The 16,092-nt window shown below is 41.6% G+C and carries 14 protein-coding genes and 1 tRNA gene; 10 read left to right on the plus strand and 5 right to left on the minus strand.

Annotated features, from left to right (window positions below):
- From JWR61_RS22585 to JWR61_RS22595, 3 genes are all read right to left on the minus strand, one after another.
- On the minus strand, positions 1 to 493 hold a 493-nt coding region (locus JWR61_RS22585), incomplete at its 3' end, for a hypothetical protein (RefSeq protein WP_301929978.1).
- A 214-nt stretch (positions 494 to 707) separates the two neighbouring features.
- Complete coding sequence (locus tag JWR61_RS22590) at positions 708 to 1,958, minus strand: metallophosphoesterase (RefSeq protein WP_301929980.1); 1,251 nt, start codon at positions 1,956 to 1,958, stop codon at positions 708 to 710.
- 159 nt (positions 1,959 to 2,117) lie between these two features.
- Entirely contained in the window at positions 2,118 to 2,645 is a 528-nt protein-coding gene (locus JWR61_RS22595) for an NADPH-dependent FMN reductase (RefSeq protein ID WP_290336270.1), read from the minus strand.
- 204 nt (positions 2,646 to 2,849) lie between these two features.
- Here JWR61_RS22595 and JWR61_RS22600 point away from each other — a divergent pair, with 204 nt between their 5' ends.
- From JWR61_RS22600 to JWR61_RS22645, 10 genes are all read left to right on the plus strand, one after another.
- Positions 2,850 to 3,650, plus strand: coding sequence for a ParA family protein (locus tag JWR61_RS22600; RefSeq protein ID WP_290336271.1), 801 nt, complete (start codon positions 2,850 to 2,852; stop codon positions 3,648 to 3,650).
- 86 nt (positions 3,651 to 3,736) lie between these two features.
- Positions 3,737 to 4,654 carry a ParB/RepB/Spo0J family partition protein gene (locus JWR61_RS22605; protein ID WP_290336272.1) on the plus strand — a complete coding sequence of 306 codons (918 nt, stop codon included), beginning with the start codon at positions 3,737 to 3,739 and terminating at the stop codon, positions 4,652 to 4,654.
- Positions 4,654 to 5,304 carry a DUF5683 domain-containing protein gene (locus JWR61_RS22610; protein WP_301929981.1) on the plus strand — a complete coding sequence of 217 codons (651 nt, stop codon included), beginning with the start codon at positions 4,654 to 4,656 and terminating at the stop codon, positions 5,302 to 5,304. The genes JWR61_RS22605 and JWR61_RS22610 overlap by 1 nt, the downstream gene beginning before the upstream one ends.
- A 27-nt stretch (positions 5,305 to 5,331) precedes the next feature.
- A complete protein-coding gene (gene dapB, locus JWR61_RS22615) occupies positions 5,332 to 6,081 on the plus strand; it encodes a 4-hydroxy-tetrahydrodipicolinate reductase (protein WP_301929982.1) in 750 nt (249 codons plus the stop codon).
- Between the two features lie 256 nt (positions 6,082 to 6,337).
- Positions 6,338 to 6,410, plus strand: a tRNA-Lys gene (locus tag JWR61_RS22620).
- Between the two features lie 220 nt (positions 6,411 to 6,630).
- Entirely contained in the window at positions 6,631 to 7,440 is an 810-nt protein-coding gene (locus JWR61_RS22625) for an SDR family oxidoreductase (RefSeq protein ID WP_301929983.1), read from the plus strand.
- A gap of 125 nt (positions 7,441 to 7,565) precedes the next feature.
- Positions 7,566 to 8,396 (plus strand): S-adenosyl-l-methionine hydroxide adenosyltransferase family protein, encoded by an 831-nt coding sequence (locus JWR61_RS22630; RefSeq protein WP_301929984.1) that lies wholly within the window; start codon positions 7,566 to 7,568, stop codon positions 8,394 to 8,396.
- Between the two features lie 254 nt (positions 8,397 to 8,650).
- Positions 8,651 to 9,232 (plus strand): RNA polymerase sigma factor, encoded by a 582-nt coding sequence (locus tag JWR61_RS22635; protein WP_301929985.1) that lies wholly within the window; start codon positions 8,651 to 8,653, stop codon positions 9,230 to 9,232.
- Positions 9,232 to 10,563, plus strand: coding sequence for a carboxypeptidase-like regulatory domain-containing protein (locus JWR61_RS22640; protein WP_301929986.1), 1,332 nt, complete (start codon positions 9,232 to 9,234; stop codon positions 10,561 to 10,563). The genes JWR61_RS22635 and JWR61_RS22640 overlap by 1 nt, the downstream gene beginning before the upstream one ends.
- An 81-nt stretch (positions 10,564 to 10,644) precedes the next feature.
- Complete coding sequence (locus tag JWR61_RS22645) at positions 10,645 to 11,490, plus strand: DUF2911 domain-containing protein (RefSeq protein WP_301929987.1); 846 nt, start codon at positions 10,645 to 10,647, stop codon at positions 11,488 to 11,490.
- A gap of 217 nt (positions 11,491 to 11,707) precedes the next feature.
- On the opposite strand, the gene JWR61_RS22650 is transcribed toward JWR61_RS22645, so the two are convergent.
- On the minus strand, positions 11,708 to 13,348 hold the full coding sequence (locus JWR61_RS22650) for a sodium:solute symporter (protein ID WP_301929988.1): 1,641 nt from the start codon (positions 13,346 to 13,348) through the stop codon (positions 11,708 to 11,710).
- A 194-nt stretch (positions 13,349 to 13,542) separates the two neighbouring features.
- On the minus strand, positions 13,543 to 16,029 hold the full coding sequence (locus tag JWR61_RS22655) for a PIG-L family deacetylase (RefSeq protein ID WP_301929989.1): 2,487 nt from the start codon (positions 16,027 to 16,029) through the stop codon (positions 13,543 to 13,545).
- Positions 16,030 to 16,092 lie beyond the last annotated feature (63 nt).

Below are 16,092 nucleotides of genomic sequence, written 5' to 3' on the forward strand. Positions count from 1 at the left end.
ACCGTTTCGTATTTTGCTGCAGTGACAGGATGCTTTCCTGTCCTGAGTCCCAAAATCCTGATCCTTTGCGTATTGTCCGCAACAATTTATCCTGATCAAAGTAAAACCGGCCTTCATATGCAGGAGTCAATTTTTTGTAATCCGTCTGGCCGTTGACCATTTTAAAATGCTTTTCTTTTACAAAGGCAAATACCAGCTTGTTTTTACTGAGATAATATTCGGTTTCTACAACGCCATAAGAAAGGCCAATCCATTCTTTTATTTTATACAGCATACCCTTTTTAAAATAGCCGGTCAATGAACCGCCGCCATCCGGCACGTTTTCAAGGAACGTTTCGTTCTCCAGCATTATTTTTTTGAAACCGGTAATTTGATTGGTGCGGTTGTAAACCTGTTGTATGGCTTTGATCTTTGCATTTACACTTTGAGCAAAAGAATGGTTGCAACAGCAGGCAAACAATAGTAAAAGCAATGAAGAAATCTTAAAATGCATGAGGATGATTTGTACAGTAGTGCAAAAAAACTGTGCCAACAAATATACATTCAATACGCTGTTGCGTTGGCACGTATTATACCAGCCTGATCAGCAAAGCAACCGAATTGAGGAAGTGCTCAATAGAGATAAAATGTAAAAGAGTGCGACGCCCATGCAGCCGCCCATAGCTATTGTTTTAGCCCGGACAAAAGTTGTATTTGATTTTTTTAAATTATACTAATTCAATCACCGTAATCTCCGGCAGGATGCCTACGCGACCGGGATAACCGATAAAACCGAAGCCGCGGTTAACGTATAATTTTTGTTTGGTTTCTTCGTACAGGCCCGCCCATTCTTTGTACATGTATTGCACCGGGCTCCATTTAAAACCGGGGATGTCAACGCCAAACTGCATGCCATGGGTATGGCCGCTGAGCATTAAATCGATGGCCGGGTAATGCGGTTTTACCTGCGCATCCCAATGGCTGGGGTCGTGGCTCATCAATATTTTAAAGGGATATTTTTCGGCCCCGGGATAGGCCAGGTCCATGCGGCCGTGTTTGGGAAACCTTGCTTTGTTGCTCCAGTTTTCAATACCAATCAATGCTATCTGGTGATCGTTTCTTTCCAGCACCACGTGTTCGTTCATTAATAATTTCCAGCCCAGTTTGGCATGCACACCTTTTAAGTTTTCCAGGTTTTGTTCTTTTGTAACGCCATTGTCGGGCCAGCTTACATAATCGCCGTAATCGTGGTTGCCCAGTGTAGAATAAACGCCCATGGGCGCTTTGAGCTGACTGAACACATCCATATAGTCGTCCATTTCTGTAGCCCGGTCGTTTACCAGGTCGCCGGTAAATAATATAACATCCGCCTTTTCTTTTAAAATTTCATTTACGCCATGCAGTACTGCCTGCTTGTCCGTAAAACTGCCGCTGTGGATATCGCTGATGTGCAAAATCTTCATGCCTTTAAAACCAGCGGGTAAGTTATCAAACGCCATCTGCACCCGCTTTACATCGTACTTATATTTATTGCCAAAGCCGTACACGAGGCTGCCAAATAAAGTAGAACCAACGCCAAGGCCCATCCAGCTTAAAAAAACAGAACGGCTGATGGCATCGCTGCCGGAGGTATCGCCTGTTGAGTTGCGTTGAAATATTTTTGCGGCAATCCATTGAATGCCTCTTCTGATATCATCAGTAAAAAAGAAAAGCACGGCAGCAAATTTTGCCAGAAACAAACCGAGTACAGTGGCAAACATATAGGTGCGTACTACCCTTGGTAAAAATTGCTGGCTGCTAAATGAGAACAATAAGAAAGCAATGATTGCTACAGCGGAAATGGTCCAGTAAATGGCGTATACAATGGTTTTTGTTCTAGGCGAAGCGGATTGTGTAACCGTTTTAAGTGCCTGGAACACGTAGGTATCCAGCAGCAACATGATCGCAATAAATATTAAAGCGCCAAAAGGTGATCGCATACAAAGAGATTGAATTACTATAAAATTACAGCATTTAAAAAAAAGCACTTGTTAATGTGGAACAGCCTGCCCGTATTTGTATCAAACGGACCAATTCCCTGCCCGGAGGATCAGCAGCTCCATCTTATTTACGGGAGACGTAGCAGGACGGCGGATATTTTAATCCACTTTATTTTTTTCGGTGCCGGTCCACTCAACAAATTCATCCAGCTGGTGATGAATGGCCTTTAATGTATTTTGATCTGTAAAATTGCCGTGCGCATCCATCAGACTGTCAATTACCGAAATGGGTAACTGGTTGGGATGTACCGTAATTTTTAAAAAATTTAAGATGGCGGCCAAATGGTCGTTACCCCTTAAATTACCTGCCCGGCCACTGCTGATGCCGGTAATGAGCGCTTTTTTATTCCACCAGATACGGTGAGTTTTGCAGGTATCAAACAGCATTTTCAACACACCTGGAATACTGCCATTGTATTCGGGAGATATAAATATATATTGATGTGTTGGAATGAGCACGGTGTTTTCAATTGCTTCAAAATGGGCATCCCGGGTATAGGTATTCAGGTCTTCCAGGGATAAAATGCCGGCTTCAATTCCTTTGCTGTGTAAAATCTGCTGGTACAGCCTGGCCACTTTCAGTGTATTGCTGCCAGTGCGGTTGGTGCCGGAAATAATTGTATACATATATTGTTTTTGCTGTTTTTGAGATGAAACAGTAACAACTAAGGTATGGGATTGTTGCACAATTTTGAGGCGAATGCTTAAATTTGCCCCCCTGTCAGCAGATTTGCCGTTTGCGGTTGAATTGCAAACAGTACCTTTGGCACTCTCAAAAAAATTGTTGAGGCGATCTTATAACACAATACATCTGGTTACAGACTTTAAGGTATGGCAAGAATAATAGGCATAGCGAATCAAAAAGGTGGTGTAGGTAAAACAACTACGGCCATCAACCTGGCTGCAAGTTTAGCAGTACTGGAATATAAAACTTTGTTGGTAGATGCAGACCCGCAGGCCAACAGCACCACTGGTGTTGGTTTTGATTTGCACAATGTTACAACCAGCCTGTACGATTGCATGGTGAATGAAACCCCGGCCAAAGATGTATTGCTGAAAACAGATATTCCCAACCTGGACCTCATCCCTTCGCACATTGACCTGGTAGGTGCAGAAATTGAAATGATCAATTACCCCAACCGTGAGGGGGTTTTAAAGAAAATACTGGAACCCATCCGGGATGAATATGATTTTATTGTAATCGACTGCTCCCCTTCCCTTGGCCTGATTACAGTGAATGCATTGGTAGCTTCAGACAGTGTAGTGGTGCCGGTACAAACAGAATTTTTTGCCCTGGAAGGCTTGGGTAAATTATTAAATACCATTAAAATTGTGCAGAACAGGTTGAATACTGATTTGCAGATAGAAGGTATTTTAATGACGATGTACGATGGCCGCCTGCGCTTATGCAACCAGGTAGTATCCGAAGTAAGAAGGCATTTTGATGAAATGGTTTTTACCAGCATCATTCACCGCAACACCAAACTAAGTGAAGCGCCCAGCTTTGGCAAGCCTGTTATTTTATACGATTCTGAAAGCAAGGGCAGCGTAAATTACCTGAACCTGGCAAAAGAAATATTGCAAAAAAATAACCTTACAAAAATTAAACAGGAAGACAGGATAATCAGCTGATGAACTGATGCACTAACCGTCAGTAACGATTGTGTTGAGGCTATTTTCATATTCACATTTTCCTGGTTTTTTATTTACACATTATTATGACCCCACCAAATAAAAAAGACGCTCTTGGAAAAGGCATTCGCAGTTTACTGCAAAATATAGATGCTGATCTTAAAAGCACGGCCGGTAATTTAAAAACGGAGATTGTTGAAAAATCCACCGGTATTAACCGCATTGGTTTAGACCAGATAGAAATCAATCCCAAGCAGCCGCGTAAAGATTTTGATGAAACGGCATTGAGTGAACTGGCTGCATCTTTAAAACTGCACGACATTATTCAGCCGCTTACCGTAAGCAAACTCCCATCGGGTAAATACAGACTGGTAGCGGGTGAACGCCGTTTCAGGGCGGCCAAAATTGCCGGCTTAAAAGATGTGCCGGTGTATGTACGTCAGTCCAACGACTCGGAATTACTGGAGCTGGCATTGCTGGAAAATTTACAAAGAGAAAATTTAAATGCCATAGAAATTGCCCTCAGTTACAAACGCTTAATGGACGAACTGGATTACACGCAGGAACAGGTAGCAGAGCGCATGGGCAAAGAACGCAGCACAGTTACCAACTACATCAGGCTGCTGAAACTACCACCGGATATCCAGATTGCCGTACGCACCAACGTAATCTCCATGGGCCATGCCCGTGCGTTGATTAACGTAGATATGGTAGACAAACAACTATTTATTTTTTCTGAAATCAAAAGCAAGGAATTATCTGTACGGCAAACGGAAGACCTGGTTCGCAATATGTACACCGGTGGCGGTGCCGCTGTTAAAAATTCGGTAAAAGCCACCCTGCCCCCGGCGTTTAAAAAGATAGAAGATAATTTAGCATCGCAGTTTAATACCAAAGTTAAACTAGTACACAATAAAAAGGGGTATGGCGCTGTAACCTTCGAATATTATTCGCTGGATGAACTGAACGGCCTGCTCGAAAAATTGAACGTTAAAGTAAGTTGATGCAAAAAATATTGCCGATATTTTTACTGCTGTTTTTATCCTGCCTTTGTTGTTCTTTATACGCCCAGCAACAGAAAGATAGTGTTGTAAAAAAGGTCAGTCCTGCCAAAGCAAAAAAAGACAGCATTGCTAAAAAAGAAAAAGTATACGACAGTACTGGTAAAGAAATAAAAGTGTTCAATCCCCGCATGGCCACCATTCACTCGGCCATCATTCCCGGCTGGGGGCAGATAGATAATAAAAAATACTGGAAATTACCGCTGGTTTATGGAGCGTTGGGTACAACCGCTTACGTGTTTTTTTACAATATTAAAACGTATAAATTGTTGCGGCTGGCATATATATATGCGTCAGATACACTCTCGTCAAACGATCATTTAATTGATGCTCAATTTAAAAATCTCAGTGCTAATTCAATCAAAATCTACCGCAATTCTTTCCGGCAAAATGTAGATTATTCGGTGTTGTTTTTTATTTTTTTCTGGGGCCTGAATGTGGTGGATGCAACAGTAGATGCCCAGCTAAAAGCATTTGATGTAAATGATAATCTTAGTTTAAAATTATCTCCCGGCTTTAGCCCGATGGCCAATACTACCGGCCTTAGCCTGGTGTTCGACATCCATTCAAAAAACCACCACGGATCCAAATAATTATCGATAGCTTAAAAAAACTACTGCATGCAACCAGCAACCAACTTAAAACAAAAAAAATTAAACATCGCCCTTGTAGGTTATGGTAAAATGGGCAAAGCCATTGAAGAAATCGCTGTACAAAGAGGGCATACCATTGTATTGAAAATTGACATCAATACCATGGATCAGTTTACAAAGGAAAATCTGCGGCAATGTGATGTAGCCATTGAGTTTACGAGTCCGCATAGTGCTGTAGAAAACATCATTACCTGTCTGCATGCAGGCGTACCCGTTGTAAGTGGCAGCACGGGCTGGCTGCAGCGTTGGAGTGAGGTTAAAGAAGTATGTGATCAGCAACATGGAGCGTTACTATATGCCAGCAATTACAGTGTTGGTGTAAATATATTTTTTGAAGTGAATAAGCGCCTGGCGCAGTTAATGAATCCGCACACGGAATACGAAGTAACCATGACGGAGATACATCATACAGAAAAAAAAGACGCTCCGAGCGGAACCGCTATAACACTCGCTGAACAGATTCTTGAAAATATCGGCCGTAAAAAAGAATGGGTGAATGAACAAACTATTGCGCCTGCAGAGCTGGCCATCATCAGCAAAAGAATTGATCCGGCACCCGGAACGCACATTGTAAAATATAGCTCCGCGGTAGACGATATTGAAATCATTCATACGGCGCATAACCGCAAAGGTTTTGCAACGGGCGCTGTATTGGCTGCAGAATTTCTGCAGGATAAAAAAGGTATCTTCAGTATGAAAGATGTGCTGGGATTTTAAGTATTGTTTCAATTGAAGCAGTCAATATAAAAAATATTTATTCCCATTTGTTACAATATTGTGTGGGTAAATATTTTAAGCAAATTTTAAAACACAGCCCAGCAAAGGGTTTGCGGCTACACATGGCCAAAAGCCATTTTTATATTTTTGAAACAGTGTGTTGAGGTAAAAAAATAGATTCATTTTTTTTCAAAAAAAGTTTGCCTCAATACCTTTTTGCCTTACTTTTGCAGTCCATTAAATAAAAATGGTGAAAGAATTGGTAGCTCAGTTGGTAGAGCAATACACTTTTAATGTATGGGTCCTGGGTTCGAGTCCCAGCCAGTTCACAAAGCCGCTTCGTAAATGAAGCGGCTTTTTTATATGTTCAATCAAAGTCGTAACGAATACGAAGTACACAAAGTGCAGGTGTTTATTCGGAAGCTTTTCGCAAACACATGCTCCTTTGTGCTTGTTGTAATGTTAGTGCACTTTGTGTGAAATCATATTTGCTTCAACTTTGTTTTTTACACCAGCCTAACTCGCTTATTTTTGCATATAATTTTTTTTATGAATGACTTTTTTAAAAATAAGGTAGTAGCTATTACGGGAGGAAGCGAAGGTATTGGTAAAGCCCTGATAGACGCTCTGATACCATTGGGCGCTAAGGTAGCTACCTGTGGCCGCAACCAGGATAAATTATATACCCTGCAGGTGCAATATTCCGGTCACATGCTGCATGCTATTGTGGCAGATGTAAGCCAGTACAGCGAATGCGAAAACTTTATTCAAAGTACCATTGATACTTTTGGCGGCATTGACATATTAATTAACAACGCAGGCGTTTCCATGCGGTCTTTATTAAAAGATTGTGATGTGGAAGTGATAAGAAAAGTAATGGATATTAATTTTTTTGGCACCGTTTATTGCACCAAACTGGCGCTCAATACTATCATCGAAAGAAAGGGAACTATTGTTGGCATTTCTTCCATTGCGGGCTACCGCGGACTTCCCGGCCGCAGCGGTTACTCCGCTTCTAAATTTGCGGTGAATGGCTGGCTGGAAGCTTTGCGTACCGAGCTAATGGACGATGGCGTAAATGTGATGTGGGTTTGCCCAGGTTTTACAAAAAGCAATATCCGCAATGCGGCACTAAACAGCAAGGGCGAAAGCCAGGGCGAAAGTCCCTTGCGGGAAGCCACCCTGATGAAGCCTGAAACATGCGCTCAACATATTATTAAAGCAGTCGCCAAAAGAAAAAGAACACTTGTGTTGACTTTTGATGGCAAACAAACTGTTTTTGTAAATAAGTTTTTCCCTTCGCTTGCTGACCGGCTGGTGAAAAAATTCTTTTTTAAAGACAGGGTGCTTATCAAATAGTTTTCCTTATAGCGAAAAGATAATGAGATGTTTCTCAGGTGATTTATATGAAATAGTTTAGTCCTTTATCATTTTGTAAACAACTGATCGCTTACTTTTAAAATAAAACGGAATATTACCCTGCAATGCCTTTACTCACCCTTACATCAGATATTGGTCAGCATGATTTTCTTGCCGGTGCAGTAAAAGGACAGTTGTTACAACACGCCCCGCATTTTACGCTGGTGGATATTACGCACCAGCTTTCGCCTTTTAACTATCCGCAGGCTGCTTATGTGTGCAGGAACGCCATCAAAAATTTTCCGCCGGGAACATTTCACCTTGTGATGGTGAATTTGTTTGATGAAAAACCCGAACACTTATTGCTGGCTGAGCACAATGGATATTTTATTGGTTGTGCTGACAATGGCTTATTGACCATGATACTGGAAGAAGTTCCCCAAAAAGTGGTAGCACTTCAACTGGAGAAAACACAGCAAAAAAATACCCTTTATTGCACCGCAGTTTTTGCCCGGGCCTTTAATGAGGTACATAACGGTAAACTGTTGGAAGAGGTAGGTGACGCCAGTGTTTCCATACAGGTAAAAAATCCTTTGCGGCCCTTGCTGGGCAATAACTGGATGGAAGGACAAATTATTTTTATTGACAATTTTGAAAACGTAATTGTAAATATTACAAGAGAAGAATTTGAGGAACAACGCAGGGGCCGCAGTTTTAAAATTGTATTTAAACGGGATGAAGTGATCGATAAAATAAGTGACACGTATGCGGATGTGGTGGAGGGTGAAAAACTGGCCATGTTTAATTCTGCGGCCTACCTTGAAATTGCTATAAACAAAGGCAATGCCGCAGGGTTGTTTGGACTGCAGGGCTTTTCAGAAAAACAGCAGCAGGCCCAGCAACAGTATTTAAACAACCGGCTGTTTTACCAAACGGTGAAAGTTTATTTTGAGTAGCACGTGGTCGGCACCGAAGGTCAGACCGCAATAGCCGGAAGTAAAAAACAGGGGCTGGCAAATTGAAAAGGCCGCATGCGGTCGGCACCGAAGGTCAGACCGCAATAGCAGTCGCAAAACATCTGTTACTGTCGCATTGAAGGCGTTGCCCAAAGAAAAAGAGTACAAGTGAGTGACACAACGATGACGCCATGAAAAACAACTGACCGTCCCAAAATTCATCCAAACATCAAAATATTCCATAGCTCAATTTTTTGACTTTTATAACCAACATATCAACGGATCAGCAATCAGATAAGGAGCTGATGGCGGCATTTAAAACCCACGATGATATAAAATATTTGAGCGTTTTGTACCAGCGGTATATGGACCTGGTATTTGGGGTTTGCCTTAAATATTTTAAAGATGCTGAACGCAGCAAGGATGCAGTGATGGATATTTTTGAGGAACTGAATACCAAGCTTAAACTGCATGAAGTAGATAATTTTAAAGGCTGGCTGCATGTTCTGGCACGCAATTACTGCCTGATGCAGCTGAGGAGCCCGAGAAACCTGAAAACAAGCGAGTGGAATGCTGATTTTATGCAATCGGCAGAAGTTACGCATCTGCAAAACGAAGCATTCGAAAAAGAGACCAGTTTTAAATACCTGGAAGCTTGTATGGAAACATTGCCGGCAGATCAAAAACAAAGCATTGAATTATTTTACCTGCAAAAAAAGTGTTACAATGAAATTGCAGTGATCACAGGCTTTGAATGGAACAAAGTGAGAAGTTTTATACAAAATGGAAAAAGAAATTTGAAATTGTGTGTGGAAGCAAAACAGGCGGATGATTGATGGCAGATAATAAAACAAATATCATTTACACAGCAGAAAATATACAACAATATTTTGAGGGCAGGTTATCGCCGGAAGCAATGCACGCCATAGAAAAAGCGGCATTGGACGACCCGTTTTTGGCTGATGCCCTGGAAGGGTACGAAGCGATGAATGGCAAAGAGTGGCGACAGCAATTGAACGAGGCCAAAGCGCAAATTGCCGCGAAAGAAAATACCAGAAAAGCAACTCCGGTGATCACTGTTTTTAAATGGTGGCAAGCCGCAGCCGCAGTAATAGTGCTTGCAGGCGGTATAGGGCTGGCTTATTTGTTTAACCGGCCATCAACTGTCAATAATGAAAATGTTTCCATTGCTGATTTAAAACAAAAGGATAGCAGTGAACAAGTTGCTGTAGCAGAAACTAAAAGTGATTCAATTGCTGCAAGAAGCGACTCTCAGCAACAACGGGTAGTAGTTATAAAAGACAATCCGAAACGATTGATAGCGCAGTTAAAAACAAAACAAGTTTCAGACAGCACTACTGTTGCTATGAATGAAAATGCTGACAAAGCAGAAGAAAAAGTGAAACCGGGGTTGATCAGGAATGACGAGTCAAAAGAAGTAGCTACTGAAGACAATGCCAGCAATATGCCGTCTGTAGCTGCGCCGGCTGCCGCTTCAAAAGCATTTAAAAAAGATGCAAACAATGGTGCAGAGGGATACAACAATACATCGCTCAGTAAAAATAATACGGTGCTTAGAAATTATTTTTCTGCCACTGTAACAGCGCCTGATAATACGCCGCTGCCTTTTGCCAATGTGCTGGTGCTAGATGAAAACGTGGGCACTTATGCTGATGCCAAAGGCAGATTTAAACTGGCCGCAGCAGACAGCATTTTAAATATCCGAGTGCGGGCGGCAGGTTTTATGTCGCAGGTGTATCCAATTAAAAGTAATATCGCCGATAACAGAATTGTGTTGAATGAGCAGCAGGTGGCTACAAAAGATATTGTGCAGTTTAAAAATAAAAAGCTGCCTGGTACTATGCCAAAAATAACCATGCAACTGGACACCTTGCTGAATGTGGAACCTGAAGATGGCTGGAGTAATTATGATACCTATCTTTCCAATAATGTTATGCCCGATCGTTCCATAGCAGGCAAAAATATTCATGGTGAAGTGGAAGTAACTTTTGACGTTCACAAAGACGGTACGTTAAGCAATATGAATATTGCCAAATCATTGTGCGCTGCCTGTGATGCAGAGGCATTGCGGGTGATTAAAGAAGGTCCGCAATGGAAGGTAAAAAAAGGAAAAAAAGAGAAGGGTAAAGTAAAGGTGAAATTTTAAGCGGGTAATCTTCAGCACAAATCCCGGGTAAGCCTTTTCAGCAATCTTCTATATATTTATCGTTCAAAAAAAAATATTCCAGTGAAAAAATATCTAACAGCTTTTTTCTGCGCAGGCATTCTTTTTATCAGTGTTGTTTCTGCCCAGGTAAGTTTGCCATCTCCCTCTACCACTCAAACTGTAAAACAAGAATTTGGCATGGGTAGTATTGAATTAGTTTATTCAAGGCCCAATATAAAAAACAGAACTGTGTTTGGCGACCTGGTACCTTATGGTAAACTGTGGCGTACCGGTGCCAACAGCGCTACCAGGTTAACTTTCACCACCCCGGTTGAAATAGGTGGTAAAAAGATTGACACGGGGTCTTACGCACTCTACACGATTCCCTCAGAAGAAAGTTGGGAAATTATTTTGAATAAAGGCATCAGCAATAGCGGTACAAGCGGCTATAAAGAATCTGAAGACGTTGTTCATTTTACCGTACCCGCAGTAAAAACAATTGCCAGGACTGAAACCTTTACCATTCAGTTTGCCAATATCAAACCAGAAAACTGCGACCTGCAACTGGTATGGGAAAAGCGACTGATTACCATCCCCATTATAACCAACATAAAAGATAAAATAAGGGCACAAATTGATGCCGCCATGCTGACTGATAAAAAACCCTACTGGCAGGCCGCCCAATTTTATTTTGAGTATGATAAAAATTTAACCAGGGCATTGGAGAATGTTACCAAAGCAACAGAAGAAAATCCCAAAGCCTACTACATGTTTTTATACAAGGCGAAAATTGAAAAAGAAATGGGCAAGAATGCCGCCGCAATGGAGACTTCCAAAACTTCGTTAGCGCTAGCGAAAGAAGCAAAAAATGATGATTATGTGAGAATGAATGAGAAGTTGCAAAAAGAATTGAAAAAAACAAATTAAACTTTAATACTACTGGTGAAAATATTGCAGCAGTAAATTTATTACGTCAAGGAAATGGACTGTCATTTAAAAGTGACAGTCTTTTTTACTTAACCCCGCCAGCGGTTAAAAACCCTGACGGCGGTTTAGCATGAACGAATGCGTATTTTTTAGAATGAAAACCCTAATCAAGCGTCGACGATTTGCCCACCCTGGTTTTTTTGATGGGATGCCACACCTAAGAAAGATTCTTTACTTTTTTATTATCGGGAAGCATTGGCTGCAGCACAACGCTTAAAATAATTACCAGCAAAGCACCCACCACATTCAGCCACAGAAACGAAACAATATTGAGGTTGTAAACTAAAATAATCAACGCTTCTGAAATGACTGCTGCTATAAAAACAGCGTTTCCACCCACCCACTTCATCCAGAACGCCACCAGGAAAATACCCAGAATTACGCCGTAAAAAAGAGAACCCAAAATATTCACCGCTTCAATTAAACTGTTACCGAGATTGTATGCGAACATAGCCACGATAATGCTGAACACACCCCAGCCAAATGTGTACCAGCGGGAAATGTTGTAGTCTTTGGCCTCAGTACAATCTTTATTGATAAACTTTTTATGAAAATCAACTACCGTGCAGGAGGCCAGCGAATTGAGCGCCGCCGCAATGCTTCCCCAGGCGGATAAAAAAATAACGGCGATTAATAAGCCTACCAAACCTTTGGGCAAATTATCTACTACAAACCGAAGAAAAATGTAATTGGTATCATTGGCATCGTCACCGGGTAAGGCTTTTTTTAAAACTGTTTTATATTGAGCCCTTAAGCCATTTAACTCAGTCATATTTTGTCCGGCAATTGCAGCGGAATATTGTTGTTCCAATTGCACCAGTGTGTCTTTGTAATTTGTTTTTTTTGCTGCAATAATTTTTGCATCATCAAAATAAACCGGTGCCTTGTGATATTGGTAAAACGAAAACACCAGCACACCCAACAATAAAATTAAAAACTGCATGGGTACTTTTACCATGCCGTTCATCAGTAAACCAACTTTGCTTTCTTTATCTGACTTGGCTGTTAAGTATCGCCCCACCTGGCTTTGATCGGTACCGAAATAACTGAGTGCTAAAAAAAAACCGCCGATTACCCCGCTCCAGATATTGTATTTATCCTTCCAGTCAAAATGATTATTGGTAACTCCCGTGGTAATGATATTCATTTTTCCCTGGCCGCCTGCAAGTTTCAATGCATCACCAAAACCAATATTAGCCGGCATTAATTTTACCACCAGGTAACCCGCTACAAACATGCCGCCTATAATAATGATAAGTTGTAACTGCTGTGTATAAGCCACTGCTTTAGCGCCGCCGCTCATGGTATAAATGATCAGCAGGCCGCCCATCACCAGGTTGGTATAATAAATGTTCCAGCCTAATAAGGAACTTAAAATAATGGAGGGCGCATAAATGCTTATGCCTGTTGATAAGCCCCTGGATAATAAAAATAAAGCGGAGGTAAGTGTACGTGTTTTTACATCAAACCTGTTTTCCAAAAACTCATACGCCGTATATACTTTCAATCTTCTGAAAACAGGAACAAAAAATATGCAGATTACGATCATGGCCAGCGGCAGGCCAAAATAATATTGAACAAACCGCATCCCATCTGTATAAGCCTGGCCGGGTGCACTGATAAAAGTTACAGCGCTTGCCTGCGTACCCATAATGCTCAGCAGAACCAAATACCAGGGCATGCTGCGGTTGCTTAAAAAGTAGCCGTCTAAATTTCTGGTTGTACGGCTTTTGTACATACCATAAATGATAATCCCTGTAAGTGTAGCGATTAATATAATCCAGTCAAGATTACTCATAAGCAGGCATCGTCATTTATTGCAACAGCAAGTTTACTCTTTTTTATGTAGTGTATAAGTTAATCTTATTTGAAATAACGGGTAATGCAATAGTAGGCTACTACCTGGAACAGCAGAAAGAAAAATACGCCGAGATACCACTTCTTCCAATATGATTTTTCCTGTTCCATGCTATTCGTTTTACTTCAACACAATTATTTTGCAGCCGCTATTAAGTTGGCAAAAAGCCGGTAAGCGCCGGGCACTGCTGCAGGCAGTTCCCTGAAAAAAACAAGGCCGGTATATATAAATCTTCCCTTTCCATAATTGGCAATAATCAAACTGCCATCCTGGTCATTTTCGTTGGGATCTTTCATACTTAAAATGCGCTGGTAACTCGCATCAATGTTTTCTGCATTGTAGATACTGCGTTCCTGCACCCAGCCTTCAAAATCTTTGGCAGTAATTTTATTTGGATAATTCAATGCCGGATGATCAGGCAATAAAAAATTAACCGTGGCTTCTTCATCAGTAACCCGGTTACGGCTAATGGTAAAAGGATAAGGTGACATTTTAGCCTTCACCGGCCCAATTGCATTACTGGTATTGTATTGCGTGAGCAACACTCCCCCATCATTCACATATTGCATTAACGCGTCGTAACTGTTGCTTAGCCATTCATTGATGTTGTAGGCACGCACGCCCGTTACAATGGCATCAAATTGTTTAAGGTTGGCAACGGTTAAATCAGTCTGTTTCAGCATCACTACTTTATAGCCCATTTGTTCCAGCGCCTGCGGTACTTTATCTCCTGCACCCGGGATATAACCTACCAGGCTACCTGCAATTTTCAGGTCAATTTTTAACACCGGTACCTGGTCATAAAAATTGTATGCTATCTCCGGTATATGATCGTAGTTTATTTTGTGTACCGCATAAAACTGGTCCTGGTGAAATGATTTGGCTGACAGTTTGCCGCCATAAAAATCTTTTGAATTTTTCGCTACCGCATCACCGGCAATGGCAACATCTGCAAACTTTCTGTCACCCTTGTTCATGTGAATCACTGAATCGAAAATAGTAACCGCCTTGCTGTTGTTATTGTATTTAAATTGGGCTGCATCGTTCACAGCCGTATTGGCCTGGATGGTAAAGTGGATGGTCTTTTTTACATTTACATCCTCATTTTTAAAAATCAGCATCGAAGGTGAACTGGTAATATTTACCGGGTAAATCAATTGTACCGGCTGATAAATTTCTCCCTTCACCGGATCGGTATATTTATACCGCACCGGCTTTTTGAATTTAAAATTTACGCCGTCTATTGTAGCACCAAATAAAATACTCAACGGTTCATTTTCTGCCCTTCCAATCAGTTGCTGGTCTGTTACATTAAAGCCACCTTTCTCCATTTTATTTTCCAGCCAATAAGGTTGTGATACTTTTTGGTCTGGACGGATGTAAACACTCAACCCAAAACTGGCATTGACATCTTTTTTCAACACATCAAAGCCGTGATAAATATCGTACATGTTTACGTCGGCATTGGTTAATGCAACACCCAGGCGGTTGTTAAACGTGGCGGTAATTTTTAAGCTGTCGCCTTGCACCGCATACTGACTGCCAGCCGTGGCTTCCATAAACAAGCCGCTGCAATACTCCAGCAGTTTTTTGATGTCGTTTTGTTTTTGTTCCCTCCAGTACTCATCCTTGATGGCATCTATTTTTTTATATAACCGTACCAATTGGCTCACGCTGTTTTCAGGATGTTCAGGTGAATAATTTTTATAGATGGAATCGATGGTTGACTGAATAACGTTTGCTGCACCGGTTCTTTTCCAGCTAAGGTCAACGCCATCTAATAAATCGCTTGCGGGCTTGTCGCCTTTGATGGTTGAAAAATATTCAATGGCTTGCCCTCTTTGCGCTGGTACACCAAAGCCCTGGCTTTTATGCTGGCTGCGGCCCAGGGCAGCCAACTCTCCATAACTTTTGCCCAGCAAAGGATTGTACATTCCCGCATCCAGTTTAAACTGGTCTTCGCTGGTGGTGTTGGTATTGCCAAAATTAAACGTGTTCCATAACATGCGTTTGGCCTGCCAAACGGTTACGCCTTCCTTCAACTGCTCAGGAAATTTTGTTGGATCTGCTGCTGCATCAAAAGCCTCCCGGGCGAGTATACCCGAGGCAGCATGGTGCCCGTGCCCTGCCCTGCTGTCTTCCGGAAAGCGGGCGATGATTACATCCGGCCTGAACTTGCGCACCACCCACACTACATCGCTTAAAATTTTATCATGGCCCCAGGTCTTCAAGGCTTCCTCCGGTGTTTTGCAAAAGCCAAAATCGTAAGCCCTGCTAAAAAATTGTTCAGCACCGTCAATGCGCCTGGCCGCCAGCAATTCCTGTGTGCGGATCAATCCCAAGTCTATTCCCTGTTCATCACCAATTAAATTCTGACCTCCATCTCCTCTTGTTAAACTTAGATAGCCGGTACGCACCAGTTTTTCATTCGCCAGGTAAGCCAGCAGTCGTGTATTTTCATCATCGGGGTGTGCAGCGATATACAAAACAGAACCCAGTACATTCAGCTTTTTTACCTGCTGCAATATTTCTGAGGAAGTATAAGTTTTGGGCGTTTGCGCAATAGCGGCCGATTGCATGCAAATCACAGCAATCATCAGCGTTGTTATTTTTTTAATCATCCAGAAAAAATTTAAAAGTCAAAAATCAAAAAATAGAACATCCAAATATCAGACATTGAAAAA

The sequence above is a fragment of the Ferruginibacter sp. genome (assembly GCF_028288465.1).
Lineage (GTDB): Bacteria > Bacteroidota > Bacteroidia > Chitinophagales > Chitinophagaceae > Ferruginibacter.

What these genes read in the sequence shown, in the direction of transcription:
- JWR61_RS22600 (WP_290336271.1), top strand. Translation starts at nt 2,850, where the DNA reads ATGGCAAGAATAATAGGCATAGCGAATCAAAAAGGTGGTGTAGGTAAA.
- dapB (WP_301929982.1), top strand. Translation starts at nt 5,332, where the DNA reads ATGCAACCAGCAACCAACTTAAAACAAAAAAAATTAAACATCGCCCTT.
- JWR61_RS22605 (WP_290336272.1), top strand. Translation starts at nt 3,737, where the DNA reads ATGACCCCACCAAATAAAAAAGACGCTCTTGGAAAAGGCATTCGCAGT.
- JWR61_RS22630 (WP_301929984.1), top strand. Translation starts at nt 7,566, where the DNA reads ATGCCTTTACTCACCCTTACATCAGATATTGGTCAGCATGATTTTCTT.
- JWR61_RS22610 (WP_301929981.1), top strand. Translation starts at nt 4,654, where the DNA reads ATGCAAAAAATATTGCCGATATTTTTACTGCTGTTTTTATCCTGCCTT.
- JWR61_RS22650 (WP_301929988.1), bottom strand. Translation starts at nt 13,348, where the DNA reads ATGAGTAATCTTGACTGGATTATATTAATCGCTACACTTACAGGGATT.
- JWR61_RS22595 (WP_290336270.1), bottom strand. Translation starts at nt 2,645, where the DNA reads ATGTATACAATTATTTCCGGCACCAACCGCACTGGCAGCAATACACTG.
- JWR61_RS22640 (WP_301929986.1), top strand. Translation starts at nt 9,232, where the DNA reads ATGGCAGATAATAAAACAAATATCATTTACACAGCAGAAAATATACAA.
- JWR61_RS22625 (WP_301929983.1), top strand. Translation starts at nt 6,631, where the DNA reads ATGAATGACTTTTTTAAAAATAAGGTAGTAGCTATTACGGGAGGAAGC.
- JWR61_RS22655 (WP_301929989.1), bottom strand. Translation starts at nt 16,029, where the DNA reads ATGATTAAAAAAATAACAACGCTGATGATTGCTGTGATTTGCATGCAA.
- JWR61_RS22590 (WP_301929980.1), bottom strand. Translation starts at nt 1,958, where the DNA reads ATGCGATCACCTTTTGGCGCTTTAATATTTATTGCGATCATGTTGCTG.